This window comes from Nocardia alni (assembly GCF_019038435.1).
GTDB classification, from domain to species: Bacteria; Actinomycetota; Actinomycetes; order Mycobacteriales; family Mycobacteriaceae; genus Nocardia; species Nocardia alni.
Genome location: NZ_JAGPOX010000063.1, coordinates 1 through 14,194 on the forward strand (window position 1 = coordinate 1; position 14,194 = coordinate 14,194).

The 14,194-nt window shown below is 69.2% G+C and carries 7 protein-coding genes; 1 reads left to right on the forward strand and 6 read right to left on the reverse strand.

The genetic code is table 11. From position 1 onward, the window contains the following. The 4 genes from JZ791_RS23140 to JZ791_RS23155 form a co-directional block, all read right to left on the reverse strand. Positions 1-500: N-acetylmuramoyl-L-alanine amidase (locus JZ791_RS23140; protein WP_308163051.1), on the reverse strand; the 500-nt coding region annotated here is incomplete at its 3' end. 265 nt (positions 501-765) lie between these two features. After that, positions 766-1,509 (reverse strand): thioesterase II family protein, encoded by a 744-nt coding sequence (locus JZ791_RS23145; protein ID WP_216897299.1) that lies wholly within the window; start codon positions 1,507-1,509, stop codon positions 766-768. Next, positions 1,509-3,638, reverse strand: coding sequence for a helix-turn-helix transcriptional regulator (locus JZ791_RS23150; RefSeq protein WP_216897300.1), 2,130 nt, complete (start codon positions 3,636-3,638; stop codon positions 1,509-1,511). The genes JZ791_RS23145 and JZ791_RS23150 overlap by 1 nt, the downstream gene beginning before the upstream one ends. A gap of 456 nt (positions 3,639-4,094) precedes the next feature. Beyond that, complete coding sequence (locus JZ791_RS23155) at positions 4,095-5,549, reverse strand: DHA2 family efflux MFS transporter permease subunit (RefSeq protein ID WP_216897301.1); 1,455 nt, start codon at positions 5,547-5,549, stop codon at positions 4,095-4,097. Positions 5,550-5,846: 297 nt separating this feature from the next. Between JZ791_RS23155 and JZ791_RS23160 the strand changes: the two genes are divergently transcribed. Beyond that, complete coding sequence (locus JZ791_RS23160) at positions 5,847-6,464, forward strand: TetR/AcrR family transcriptional regulator (RefSeq protein ID WP_216897302.1); 618 nt, start codon at positions 5,847-5,849, stop codon at positions 6,462-6,464. Between the two features lie 4 nt (positions 6,465-6,468). Here the strand turns inward: JZ791_RS23160 and JZ791_RS23165 are convergent, their stop codons facing one another. Beyond that, positions 6,469-7,740: an FAD-dependent oxidoreductase gene (locus JZ791_RS23165; RefSeq protein ID WP_216897303.1), complete on the reverse strand. Its 1,272-nt coding sequence runs from the start codon at positions 7,738-7,740 to the stop codon at positions 6,469-6,471. Next, a complete protein-coding gene (locus JZ791_RS23170) occupies positions 7,737-14,162 on the reverse strand; it encodes a type I polyketide synthase (RefSeq protein ID WP_216897304.1) in 6,426 nt (2,141 codons plus the stop codon). Before JZ791_RS23170 ends, JZ791_RS23165 begins: the two co-directional genes overlap by 4 nt. Positions 14,163-14,194: the final 32 nt, after the last annotated feature.

Genomic DNA, 14,194 nt, shown 5'->3' on the forward strand with positions numbered 1-14,194 from the left:
GAGAGGTTCAGGCCGGACAGGTCCGGCCGGGGGTCCAGGCCGTGGGCGCCGACGTAGGTGGAGGGGGTGAAGCCCGCGGCGGCGAGAGTGTCGCGCAGGGTGGTGGCCAGGCGAACCGACGGGCCGGATTGGCCGGCGTTCAGGGGTGGCCAGGAGTAGGCGACGTGGAAGCCGCGGGCGGACGCGCCGGGAGCGCCGTCGGCGTGGATCGCGACCACGGCCGCGGCGTCGGCGCGGTTGCCGATCGCGGCGCGTTCGTCCACGCACGGACCAACGCCGGAATCGTCGGGACGAGTCAGGATTACCTGGACTCCCTTGGCAGACAGGATATCTCGCACCCGATTCGCAATATCCCAGTTGAATGCGTGCTCGGGGTAACCGTCGACGGCAGCGGTGCCGGTGGTGTTGCATGCCTTCATCGCGCCACGGCCGTCGGGCACCCGGCGGTTGATCTCGGCCGGGTGCGCGGCGTTGCCGCCGTTGTGACCTGGATCCAGCACGACCACACGGCCGCGTGCGCCCCGGGCGGCCCCCGCCGGATCGGATGTGGGGGCCGGCGACGGATGCGTGACCGGCGGAGTACTGCTCGCGGCCCCGGAGCTCGGCCTACCGCTCGATCCGCATGCGGCCGTCAGGAGGGAGGCGAGTAGTACGGTCGCGGCAAACCAGAGGCTGCGGGGCATACCCCACCGTGCCATACGCCGCGCGCCCCGGGCCGGCCCCCGCGTCACCCGTCTCATACACGCCACCCGGCGACACGCACCGCTAGCTGCGATCCAGGACCCCGTCCAACTGCTCGCGCACGGCCCGGGCGACGTCGCCCACGCGGTCCGCCAGATAGAAATGATCCCCGGCGAAGACGCGCGCGTCGAACTCACCGGTCGTGTGGTCACGCCAGACGCGCACATCGGAGAGGGTGACGCGCGGGTCGCGGTCGCCGACGAATCCGATGATCGGACAGCGGACCCGCGCGCCGGGCTCGCAGCGGTAGGTCTCGACGGCCGTGTAATCGCTGCGGATGACCGCCAGCAGCATCCGGGCGACCTCCGGATCGGCCAGCAGACGCGGATCGGTACCGCGCAATGCCCGCAGTTCCGCCAGGAGTCCGGCGTCCGAACGCCGATGCACCGCATCGGCCCGCACCGTGGACGGCGCGCGTCGAGAGGATACGAACAGCGTCGTGACCGGCACGTCGTCACGTTCGAGCCGACGCGCCACCTCGAACGCCTGCACCGCGCCCAGGCTGTGCCCGAACAGCGCGGTCGGCCGGTCCATCGCCGCGAACACCTCGGCCAGCGCGCCGTCGGCGAGTTCGGCGATGGATTCGAGCCGCGGCTCGGCATAGCGCTCGGCCCGCCCCGGATTCTGCACCGCGAGCACCTCGATCCCCGGCCCCAGTTCCCTGGCCAGCGACAGGTAGAAGTTCGCCGAACCACCGGCGTGCGCGAAGCAGATCAGCCGAGTCGCGGCATCCTCGCTGGGCGCCAGCCGTCGCAACCAGCGGCTCATCACCCGGCCTCCGTGAACGCCGCCGCGCCGACCGCGGAGTCCAGCGCGACCGCGAGATCGGCGCGTCGCGTCACCGCGAGCTTGCGATAGACCCGGGTCAGATGCTGCTCGACCGTGCTGGTGGTGATGTGCAATTCTCCGGCTATCTCGCGGTTGCGATGCCCGGCGGCCGCCAACCGGGCCACGCGCAGCTCCGACTGACTCAATGTGACTCCTTCCCTGCGGGAATGCTCGTCCGACGTGGCCAGTTTCAGCACGCTCTCGCGCGCGCCGGTCAGCCGGACCCGCAGCGGTTCGGCGCCGCACTGCTCGGCCAGTCGCAGCGCCCGGCGTGCGGCTGTACGCGCCCTGTCGCGCTCGCCGACCTCTCGGTACGCATCGGCCATATCGCTGAGCACCGTGGCCAATTCGAGCGTGTCGACGCCACTGCTCGCGATGTCCACCGCCCGGCGCAACAGCCCGACGCGCTGCTGCGGCGACGCGGCAGCGGCCATCACACGCAGCGACACCGCGCCGCTGGAATGCCTTGCCGCGTCCCGTAAATGCCCGATGTGCGCGGACGCCCACGCTCGCATGCCGCCCGGATCGCCCATGGCCAAGTGGAGTTCGGCCATGTCGTTGCGCCACGGCACGACACCGGGAATATCCATCTGCCAGGCCATCATTCGCCGGCCAACGGCCAGGAAGTCCGCCTCCGCGGCGCCGAACTCGCCCACGGCCATCAGATAACGCCCACGCGCGCGCCGGAAGTGCAGCCCGATACGGGATTGCAGCACCGACTCGGGCAGGTTGGTCTCCAGATAGGAGGCCGCCTCGCGGTAGCGCCCCGCGGCCGTCGACGCCTCCACCAGACTCGCGACGGCCAAACCCGCATAGGTGCCCAAGCTTTCGCCGCGCACACGGCCCAGTGCGCGACCGGCGCTGTCGATCGCGGCGTCCAGTTCGCCCGTCCGGACGTACAGCGTGGAACGCCAGATCCCGAAGATCGCCTGCCAGGCCGGTGCCCGGCGCGCCGCCGCCTCCAGCATCAGCGACTCGCACCAGGAGGCCGCCGAATCCAGCCGGCCGCCGTATGTCATCGCGTCCAGCACCATCAACAGTGCCCCGAATGTGGTGTCGTCGAGCCGGTGCGCGCGCACCAACCGGCGGGCCCGCACGATCGCGTGCGAACACTCTCCGTGCATGAACACATCGGCCAGCAGGCGGCCCGCATCGGCATCGGCAACCCGCCATCCGCTGTGCAAAAACGTCGCGACACGGTCGGATTCGCTGGTGAAGCTGATCTTTCCCCCGATTTCACCCAGCAGGCCGGGATAGTGGCAGGCCAGCCACTCGCGCAGGGTGGTGCGGCCCGCGATGGCGGCCGGCACGCCCAGGGTAGCGGCGGTGTCCAGCTGTTCCAGGGCGACCACCGCATCGCCGAAACGCCCGTGCCACAGCAGGCACCTCACCGCAAGGGGCAGACATTGCACCGGCATACTCCCGGCTCGCATTATCGCGACCAACCGGCCGAAGCTGCGATTCGATGTCGAGGGGTTGAGCCGCCAGCGAATCATGGCCAGCATCAACAGCATCGCGGCCCGCTCGGCGTCATCGGCGGTGAGCCGCGACGCCAATTCGAGATACTCTATGGCCGAAGAGATTTCGTCGTCGGAGATCGCATCCTCGGCGGCGCCCCGCAGCGCCGACGCCGCCCACGGCAGGTGAATCTCCCCCGCCCCCAACAGATGCTGGGCCACCCGCGTGGGTGGTGCGGCGCACTCGTGCAGCACCTCCGCCAGGCGGCGATGCAGCCGCTGGCGCACCGCCAGCGGGAGTTCGATCAGGACCGCGTCGCGAATCTCGGTGTTCCGGAACTGACAGTAGGCGACGATTTTCGTGCGCGTCAGCGTGGCGATGATCGAACGCACGACGGCCGGGTCCGCATCCAGCACCCGTGCCGTGATCCACAGGGCGATCGGCTCGTCCACCAGCGCGAGCAGCTGCGCGACGCGCAGTCTCGCCGTACCGCCCTGGCGCAGGTACTCCTGTGCCGAACGCACCGACCACTGCCGGCCCGGACCCGCTGGGCGTGCACCCTGGTCCGGAATATTGTCCGGGATTTTCGTTGGGTGTCCAATAATTGTCATGGGAAGTACCCCCGCCCTGACTAGCAGATCATTCCCCGGGAAAATCCGGAGCATTCAAAGCGATATACCTCGAGGGGCAGACCTCGACGTCCACCGCCCGACATAGTAATCTCGCTTCTTCGGGCGTGCTTGTTAACAATTAGCCGCCCCTGCGGCCGCGACACCGCTCCATCAAAAAACTGCAACAGGTTCTATTTCCGAAGATGAAAGCATCACTGCCGCAACATTTTTGATATGACATGCCAGTCAGTCGGTTTTCCGGAAATAATTCATAGGATGACACTCCGGGCATCGACACCACACACGCCATAAACCGGGCGTATCCCATTACTCGATACGCCCGGCCCGGCGCCGGAAAATATTCTGTTGAGAAGGCCTGGGTATTCGATCTCCCCAAGCTACAAGTCGGTCCGAATTATCCTGATCCGTTATGTGAAATTCGTTCCGTGAGTTCGATCACAAGCTGTCCGGCACAGCGTGTTCGGGCCTGGGTATCGACGGATCGGCGATCACCTCCGGCGGGGCTGCCTGCGACGGACCTGTCATCGGCAGCGCCGCCACCACCACCGGGACCATCATGGCCGCGGCGAACCAGAAGACCGCGTGCAGACCGTTGAGCCAGCCGGTGGTCACCGACGTCGTCACCGCGGCGAAGGCCGCAATGCCCAGGCCGCCGCCCATTTGACGGGCGGTCATGCTCATCCCGTATCCGGAGGCGAACTTGTCCTGCGGCAGCGAGACCGCCGCGGCCGAGGACACCGCCGTCATCAGCAGGCCGATGGCCAGGCCGCTGAGCAGACCGACCGGCAGCCACACCGCCAGGAACCGGGGCTGCGCGTGCAGCAGCGCCGCGAACAGCACCCCCGAGACGCCGAACAGCACCGCACCGGCGATGGTCGCCAGGCGCTGGATGTCCGGATGCTTCGAGCGACCGACGATACCGGCGCCGATGGCCGCGGTGAACGCGCCCGGCGAATTGGCAAGGCCCGCTTCCCATACCGAGTACTTCCAGACCACCATCGTCCAGATCGGGCAGGCCAGCAACCATGCGAACATGGCGATGCCGAACAGGAACTGCACCGCGCTCGCGGAGGCGAATTTGCGGTTGGCCCAGAGCTTCACCTCGAACACCGGCACCTCTTGGCGCAGTGAACGCAGGATGCCCAGCACCACCAGCACCGCGCCACCGATCACGGTGCACAGGAAAGCCGCACTGCCCCAACCCCAATCGCTGCCCTGGGTGAGTCCGATAACGAACGCGCCGACGCCGATCGCGATGGCCGCCGCGCCCAGCGGATCGGGCCGGTTGCGAATCTGGGCCTTGATCTCCGGCACCCACGGCCAGCCGAGCGCGAATGCGATCAGCCCGACCGGAACGTTGATCAGGAACACCGCCCGCCAGTCCCAGGCCCAGACCAGCAGACCGCCGAGGGAGGGGCCGAAGGCGGCGGCCGCCGAGGACACAGCCGCCCAGACCGCGACCGCCTGAACACGACGCTCGAGCGGATACGCCCCCAGCACCAGGCCGAGCGCGGCGGGGATCATCGCACCGGCGGCGACGCCCTGCAAAGCCCTTGCGGCGATGAGAAATCCGATACTCGGCGCGATCGTGCACAGGGCCGAGGCGACGGTGAAGCCCAGGAGCGCCCAGAGGAACACCGCCTTGCGACCGAAGACGTCCGCGTAACGGCCGACCGGGGTCAGTACGGCGGCGAAGAAGACCGCGTAGATCGAGACCACCCACGACAACGTGGACAGGCTCGAATGGGGGAAACTTTGGTACATATTCGTGAACGCGACGTTCACGACGGACATGTCGAGGAAGGCCACGAAGGTGGCCACCGAGGTGATCAGCAGTACGCGCCGCGGCTCGGTCGCCGGTCGCGTGCCGTCCAGAACCTTGTCACTCATTCATCCACCTACCGGATGTAGTCGCGGGAGCAATCATCGAGAAGAACCATCCGAGGTACACAGCGCCGTCGGACTCACAGCGTCGGAGGGCGCACCAGGGAATCCGTGAACTCTTGGACCGAACGTTCGTGCTCTCAATTAACGCACGACCGTGCGCTCTCGTCAAGACGGTTCTTACACTCTCGGCGGATTCCGCGCGGCGGGCGTCAGTAAATCTCACCGCACCCATTGCGGCGAAGCGAACGATCGTTCGGCTACCATGGAAGTAGAAGACAGCTCGGAAGGAGAGTGCGGCCGATGACTGGGGCACGCCAAGCGCGCGGACAGGACACGCGCAGCGCGATACTGCGCGAAGCGGTCCACGTCGGCGCCGTCGAGGGCCTGGACCGCCTGACGATCGGGCGCCTGGCCACCGCGCTCGGCGCCAGTAAGAGCGGTGTGTTCGGCCTGTTCGGATCCAAGGAAGAATTGCAGCTGGCCGCCATCGAGGAGGCCAAGGCCGAGTTCATCACTGCGGTGATCGGGCCGGCGCTGCGGCAACCGTCGGGCATCGGCCGCCTGCGCACCCTGTGCGAGGCCTGGATCGAGCACGCCAGCAACGACACCCACTCCAACGGTGCGTGCTTCTTCCTGTCGGTCGGCGCTGAATACGGTTCCCGGCCCGGCCGGGTGCGTGATGCGATCGTGTCGGTGTGGCAGCAGTGGCACGACTTCCATCGCCAGACCATCCTCGAGGCCCAGCAGCTCGGCGAGATCTCCGCCGACACCGATCCCACCCAGCTCGCCTTCGAACTCGCCGCCCTCGAACGGGGCGCGGCGGCCGACGCCATCCTGCTCGACGAGACCGCCGCCTTCGACCGCGCCCGCACGGCCATGCTGCGATTGTTACGGGAGCACGCCGCCGAGCGCCGGTAGGGGCTCAATCGACGGTTTGCGGTTCGAGATACGCGCCCTGGCGCAGGAGTTCGCGCTGTACATCGGAAACCTGCGGCAGCGCGGCATGATTCGCGAACAGCGCGGCCCCGATGCCCGCGGCCTGGCCGGTGGCGAACGCCGTGCCCATCACCCGCAGCGAGGCGCCCGCGCCGCGGTCGGCGTCGACCGTGCGGCCCGCGGCGAACAGGTTGGCCGTGTCGACACTGCACAGCACCCCGAAGGGGATGTCGTAGTGGCGGTCGTCCGCGATGAACTGCCACTGCGGCGGGATGCCCGGGCCGGGGTGGTATTCGATCGGCCAGGCGCCCAGGGCGATGGCGTCGTCGTGGCGGGCGGCGGTGAGAACCTCGTCCTCGGTGAGGCGGTAGCGGCCCAGGATGTGCCGGGACTCGCGGGTGCCGATCTCCGGTCCGGTGGTGACGATGTAGGCGTCCGCGCAGCCCGGGATCGTGCGCAGCGCCCCGAGGTAGGCCTGGGCCTGTGCGCGCGCGTGCGTCTGGGCGCGGGTCAGCTCGCGGGCGTCGCGGGCGTCGTATCCCTCGTCCACGATGTAGGCGACGATATCTCCCGAGATGGGCAGGCGGGCAACGAGACCGCGCTCGGCCAGCAGCGGCGCGCCCCGGCGCTTGGACGCGGCGACGGCCGTCGCGAGAATGTCGCGAGTGACCTCGGCCTGCGGTGCGATACCGCCGAAACGCACGCCCAGCGTGCCATTCTGGATCCGGCCGTCGTTGCCGTAGCGGACCGCCGCACCGGCGAAGGCTGCCAGATCGGCTTCCCCCGTCGCATCGACGAACGCACCCGCCGAAATATGGTGTATCCCTTGATGGTCGGCGACCTCCACGGCGTCGATCAAGCCGCCGGAGCGGTGCGCCGCGATCATCCGACTGTCCAGCCGCACCTCGACGCCGGCTCGCTCGCACACCTCGTCCAGGACGACCTTCACCGATTCGGGATCGAAAACGACCGTGACCGAGGTGAATCGGGTCGGCGGGCTCACGGCGCCCCGCGCGCGCAGGCCGCTGAGCACCTCCTCGGCGACCCCGAACACCACCTGGCGTGGCGTCTGCTCGCGCGTGTAGATCCCGCAGTAGGTCAGCACATTTCGCAGTGTCGCCGCACCGCCGAGACAGGGGCCGCGCTCCACCAGCAGCGTTTTTGCTCCGGCGCGGGTGGCGGCGACCGCGGCGCCCACTCCCGCGGAGCCGCCGCCGGCCACCACCACGTCGTAGTCCATCGTCCCGGTGTATCTCATGCGGGCATCCCGTCGGTGCGTCGGTCGATGAGGTCGAATATCTCGTCATCGTCCGCGATTTCGATCAGATCCGCGGCGGTATCGGCATGCTCGTGCAGTGCCACGGTGAGCTTGTGCACCAGGCGCCGCAATCGGTCCTGGGGGATTCCGTCGGCGATCAGGCGGTCCAGGCGGTGCTCCAGCTCGAGGGCGGGATCCACGTCCGGCGTCTGCCGGTCGAGCGTCGCGCGCAGATGTTCGGCCAGCGCCGCGGGCGTCGGGTAGTCGAAGACGGCTGTGGGAGTGAGGGTTACGCCCGTGACCTTGCGCAGTCGGTTGCGCAGCTCGACCGTGGTCAGCGAGTCGAAGCCCAGATCGGCGAAGCTCTGCTCCGGATCGAAGGCGCGTTCGGCGGCATGGTCCAGGACGGCGGCGACGTGTTCGGACAGCATCTCCAGCAGTGCCCTGCGCTGGTCGGCCGCGCTGCGCCCCGACAGCCGGGCGGCGAAGTCGACCGGCTGTGCGGCAGCCGCCACCGCCACGCGGTGTGGGCGAACCAGCGTGTGCAACAGGGGCGGCGGGTCGACGATCGCGGAGACGTCCAGGCCGATCGGGACCACCGCCGGGGTTCCGTCGCGCAGCGCCTCGTCCAGCATCGCCAGCGCCTGATCGCTGCGCAGAGCACGGAAGCCCGCGCGGCGCATGCGGGCGATATCCCGGTCGACCAGGTGGGCGCTGACCCCGCTGGGCTGTTCCCACAGGCCCCAGGCCAGGGCCGTCGCGGGGACGCCCGATCGCCGCAGCCGGACGGCCAGCGCGTCCAGGAACGCGTTGGCCGCCGCGTAATTGGCCTGGCCCGGCGTGCCGAGAACCCCTGCCGCCGAGGAGAATACGACGAATCCGGCCAGGTCCTCGCGGGCGGTGAGACGATGCAGGTGCCAGGCCGCGTCGACTTTGGGTGGGAGTACCCGTGCGAAGTGGTCGTCGGTCAATGCCGGGAACAGCGCGTCATCTACTGCGCCCGCGGCGTGGACGACCATGGTCACGGGGGCGCGCACCGTCTCCAGGAGTGCTGCCAGGGCACCGGAATCGGCGACATCGCAGGCGGCGACACGCACGCGAGCACCCAGCTCGGTGAGCTCGTCCACCAATTCCTTCGCCCCCGGCGCGGATTCACCCGCTCGACTGGTGAGTAGCAGCTCACGAGCCCCATAGGCGGTGACGAGATGACGGGCAAGGGTCGCGCCGATCATGCCCGTCCCGCCGGTGATCAACACCGTGCCCTCGGGGTTCAGTGACGCGGGCCAGGTGAGGACCACTTTTCCGATATGGCGGCCCTGCCCCACATACCGCAGCGCGGCCTGGGCCTGTCGCACATCCCATCCCGTGATCGGCGGGACGGTGAGCACGCCGTCGGCGAACAAGGTGAGCAGTTGGCCCAGCATATGCCGGATTCGGTCCGGGTCGACCCGGTTGATCAGGAACGAGTGGTAGTCGACATCCGGGAATTTCGCCGCGATCGCGCCGGGATCGCGCACATCGGTGACGCCCAGCTCCACGAAATGGCCGCCCCGCGGCAGCAGTCGCAGCGAGGCGTCGACGAAGTCGCCTGCCAGCGCGTTCACCACGATATCGACGCCGCGACCATCGGTGGCGGACATGATCTTCGATTCGAAGTCGAGGCTGCGCGAGTCGGCCATGTGCACCTCGTCGATGTCGCGCTGACGTAGCACCGGCCATTTGGGCCGGCTGGCCGTCGCGAACACCTCCGCACCCCGGTGCCGCGCCAACTGCACCGCCGCGGTCCCGACACCGCCGGTAGCGGCGTGGATCAGGACGGTATCGCCCGCCTGGATCCGGGCCAGTTCGACCAGAGCGTAGTAGGCCGTCAGGAAGACCACCGGCACCGAGGCAGCCTCGGCGAACGACCATTCGGGCGGAATGCGCACCACCAGACGATGATCGGTGGTCACGATCGACCCGATGCCGTCGAACAGTCCGAAAACCCGCTCACCCGGCGCGACATCGGTGACCGCGTCGCCGACGGCCAGTACCACGCCGGCCCCCTCGCCACCCAGTGCCGTCTCCGGGTCGGGATACAGGCCGAGCCCGATCAGCACGTCGCGGAAGTTGACACCGGCCGCGCGCATCGCGATCCGAATCTGGTTGGGCCCCAAGGGGGCCGACACCGGCTCGGCGTGGCGCACGCCGATCGTGTCGAGTGTGCCGCGTTCGGTCGCGGTCAGGCGCCAGTGCTCCGCGCGCAGCAGATCCGGGCCGGACTGGACGCGGATACGTTGCAGGCGTGGGGCATAGAGATCACCGCCACGCACCGCGAGCTGTGGTTCGCCGGTTGCCAGCGCGCGGGCGACGAGTGATCCCAAGCTGTCCGGAGATTCTGTTGGCGTGTTCGCCGGGTCCAGATCCAGGAGAAGTATTCGCTCCGGATATTCGGACTGTGCGCTTCGCACCATTCCCCAGACGGCCGCGGCGATCGGATCTGGGCTCTGGGCGAGCGATTCGGTGGCGACCGCGCCGCGCGTAGTGAGGACGACGACCGCTGCGGAGTCGGTTACGAGCAGGTGCCGCAGGCGGTGCAGTACGTCGGTGAGTTCGTCGTGGACCATCGCGGGCGACACCGATTCGGCCGCTGTCGATTCGACGGAATCGGGTTCGGACGCCACGGGCAGGACCACAACGTCCTGGGCGACGCCGGGAGCGTCCCCGTTGCGTCCGATGATTTCGCCGTTGGGTGGATGACGCGGTGCGTCATGGAACCGTAAATGGACCGGACTCAGCCCAGCGGACTTGTCACGCAACGGGATCCAATTCACCGTATAGACCGGCTCGGCCCGCCGGGTGGTCGGTGCGCTGCCGGGTTGGGCCGCACGCAGTTCCAGCGTCTCGACCGTCGCGACGGTGCTGCCGGAAGGGTCGGTCAGACGCACGCCGAGCCGCCCGTTCGCGTCGGCCGACACACGTACTCGCACATCGGTCGCGCCGATCGCGGCGAGTTCGACACCGCGCCAGATGAAAGGAACTCGCGGGGTGTCCATCCCACCGGCGTCCGCCGTCAGTTCGGCCGCCAGAACGTGCAGGGCCGCATCGAGCAGCGCGGGGTGGATCAGATATCCGGAGGTATCGGTCTCCTCCGGAATATTCACGTGCGCGACGAGATCCGCACCATCCCGCCACGCTTCGCGCAGTCCCCGGAAAGCGGGGCCGTACCGCAGGCCGGAGTCCTCTAGTCGGTCGTACAGCGCCTCGGCATCGATCAGTGCCGCGCCCCGAGATGACCACGGGTGATCTTGGGCGGCAGGGATTTCGAAGGCCGGTGCGAGCGTGCCCTCGGCGTGGGTGGTCCACGGACCGTCGCCGATCCGGGAGTGGATCGTCACGGTGTGGTGGCCCGCGGAGTCGCGGCGCCCCACTCGAACCTGGAGTTGCGCGGGTTCGTCGGTGGGCCGCAGCGGCGCCGTGATCACCAGCTCCGCGATACGAGCGCAGCCCACCTCCTGCGCTGCCCGCAACGCCAGCTCGACGAATACCGTTCCGGGAACCAGAATCCGGTCACCGACCCGATGGTCGGACAGCCACGGCAGATTCCGCAGCGACAATCGACCGGTGAATACCGTGTCGGCATCTCCGGGACCCTGGACCACCGCGCCGAGCAGCGGATGATCGACATCCGTCAGACCCGCGGCGGCCACGTCGGCCCGGGTCTCGGGATCCAGCCAGAAACGCTGGTGCGCGAACGCGTAGGTGGGTAGGTCGATCGGCCGGGCGCCCGGTGTGAGTGCCGCCCAGTCGATCCGGGCGCCGGCCGTGTACGCCTGCGCCACCGCCTCGGCCACCGTATCCGGCTCTGCTCGGTTCGGCCGCAGCAGCGCGGACAGCGTTGCCGCGCCGGCCGATTCGGTGGCCAGCGCGGTCAGAGCCGCACCGGGCCCGACCTCGAGGAACAGCGTGACGCGGCCCTGGTCCCGTAGCCATCGCACACCGTCGGCGAAGCGCACGGATTCGGCGAGGTGGCGCACCCAGTATCGAGGGGTGCGCAGGTCGTCGGGATCGGCCGGGTGGCCGGTGAGATCGGAGATGATCGTGCGGTTGGGCTTGCGAAAGGTCAGCCCGGCACACTCCGCGGCGAACTCGTCGAGGATGGGACGCATGCGCGGAGAGTGGAAAGCATGGCTCACCCGCAGCCGCCGGGTGCGTATGCCGCGCTCGGTGGCGCGCTCGGCGACCGCGACCACCGCCTGTTCGTCACCGGAGACGACGACGGCCGCCGGGGCGTTTACCGCGGCGATGGCCAGACGTCCGCGATGCGCGGCCATCAAATTCGCCACCGTCGGCTCGTCGGCCGCGACGGCGAGCATGGCCCCGCCCGGCGGCAGGCTCTGCATCAACCGGCCGCGCGCGGCCACCAGCGTGGCAGCGTCGGCCAGCGACCACACCCCGGCCAGATAGGCCGCGCTCACCTCCCCGATGGAGTGGCCGAGGAAGTAATCGGCCGTCAGACCCCAGGATTCGAGCAGGCGCGCCAGTGCGACCTCGATCGTGAACAGCGCCGCCTGGGTGCGGTCGGTGCGATCCAGCTCTGCCGCATCGGGTGAATCCTGTGCCGCCCACATGATCTCGCGGATCGGTCGGTCCAGTTTCGGATCCAGGGCGGCGCACACCTCATCGAATGCCGCCGCGAACACCGGATATCGGCGATGCATCTCCCTGCCCATGCCGAGCGCCTGCGAACCCTGTCCGGGAAACAGGAAGGCGGTCTTGACCTTCGGGGCGGCGATACCGCGCACGACACCCGGAACAGCGGTATCCGTGGCCAATGCGTCCAGTCGATCGAGCAGTTCCTCGCGCCCACTGCCGACCACGACCGCGCGGTGCGACAACGCGGTCCGCGTGGTCGCCAGGGACACCGCGACATCGCCCGTGGTCGCCTCCGGGTGCGCACGCAGATGATCGGCCAGCCGCCTGGCCTGTGCCTCGACCGAGCGCTCGTCCAGACCGGACACCGCCCAGAGCACGGGGACGGCATCCGGTCGCGCGGCCGGTGCCGGTTCCGGCTCGTCCGGGGCCTGCTCCAGGATCACGTGTGCGTTGGTGCCACTGATCCCGAACGACGACACCGCCGCCCGCCGCGGCCGATCCGTCCGCGGCCACGGCTGCGCCGCGGTGACCAGGCGCACCGGGCCGGCGGACCAATCCACATGCGACGAGGGCCGATTCACGTGCAGGGTGGGTGGGATCAGTCCGTTCCGCATGGCCAGTACGGTCTTGATCACACCGGCCACCCCGGCGGCGGCCTGGGTATGACCGAGATTCGATTTCACCGACCCGAGCCACAGCGGCCGAGTGCGACCGGCCCCGTAGGTGTCCAACAGGGCCTGGATCTCCACCGGATCGCCGAGCCTGGTCCCGGTGCCGTGCCCCTCGACGACGTCGATATCCCCGGGCTCCAGCCGCGCGGCCGCCAGGGCCTGCTGGATCACCCGCTGCTGGGCGGGGCCGTTGGGCGCGGTCAGCCCGTTGGAGGCCCCGTCGGAGTTGACCGCCGACCCGCGCAGCACCGCCAGCACGCGGTGTCCGTTGCGCTGTGCGTCGGAAAGCCGTTCCAGCACCAGCATTCCCACACCCTCGGACCATCCGGTTCCGTCGGCGGCGTCGGAGAACGCCTTGCAGCGACCGTCCGGGGCCAGGCCGCCCTGACGGGCGAATTCGGCGAACACCTTGGGCGTCGCCATCACGGTCACCCCGCCGGCCAGCGCCAGCGTGCACTCCTGGCCGCGCAGCGCGTGTGCGGCCAGATGCATCGTCACCAGCGAGGAGGAGCAGGCGGTGTCGATGGTCACGGCCGGACCGTGCAGCCCGAGCGCGTAGGCGATGCGGCCCGAGACGACGCTGGCCAGGCTGCCGGTGCGCAGATGGCCCTCCACGCGTTCGGGCACCGAGGGCAGCCGGTCGGCGTAGTCGTGGTACATCACCCCGGCGAAGACGGCTGTCTGCGAGCCGCGCAGCGCCGAGGGTGCGATCCGCGCGGATTCCACTGCCTCCCACGATGCCTCCAGCAGCAGCCGCTGCTGCGGATCCATCGCCAGCGCCTCGCGGGGGGAGATACCGAACAGCTCGGGATCGAAATCCAGTGCGCCCTCCAGGAATCCGCCCACGTGTGGGAAGTCCCCGCGCTCGGCCCGGGAGTCGTGATCCCAGCCGCGGTCGTCGGGGAAGTCGGTGATGGCGTCGTTTCCGGCCGTCAGATGCTGCCACCACTGTTCCGGATTCCGCGCCCCGCCGGGAAACCGGCAGCTCATGCCGACGATCGCGATCGGCTCGCTGAGCCGGGCCGAGAGCTGGGAGTTGATGCGCCGCAGGCGATCACGTTCAACCAGCGTGGTGCGCAGCGCCTCGACCAGCTCGCCTTGTTCGTCTCGAGTCACGGCTCCGCCTCGCCCGCGCTCGGCTCCCCCGT

Coding starts and splice junctions, on each gene's coding strand:
- JZ791_RS23145 (WP_216897299.1), bottom strand. CDS start 1,509: ATGAGCCGCTGGTTGCGACGGCTGGCGCCCAGCGAGGATGCCGCGACT.
- JZ791_RS23150 (WP_216897300.1), bottom strand. CDS start 3,638: ATGACAATTATTGGACACCCAACGAAAATCCCGGACAATATTCCGGAC.
- JZ791_RS23155 (WP_216897301.1), bottom strand. CDS start 5,549: ATGAGTGACAAGGTTCTGGACGGCACGCGACCGGCGACCGAGCCGCGG.
- JZ791_RS23160 (WP_216897302.1), top strand. CDS start 5,847: ATGACTGGGGCACGCCAAGCGCGCGGACAGGACACGCGCAGCGCGATA.
- JZ791_RS23165 (WP_216897303.1), bottom strand. CDS start 7,740: ATGAGATACACCGGGACGATGGACTACGACGTGGTGGTGGCCGGCGGC.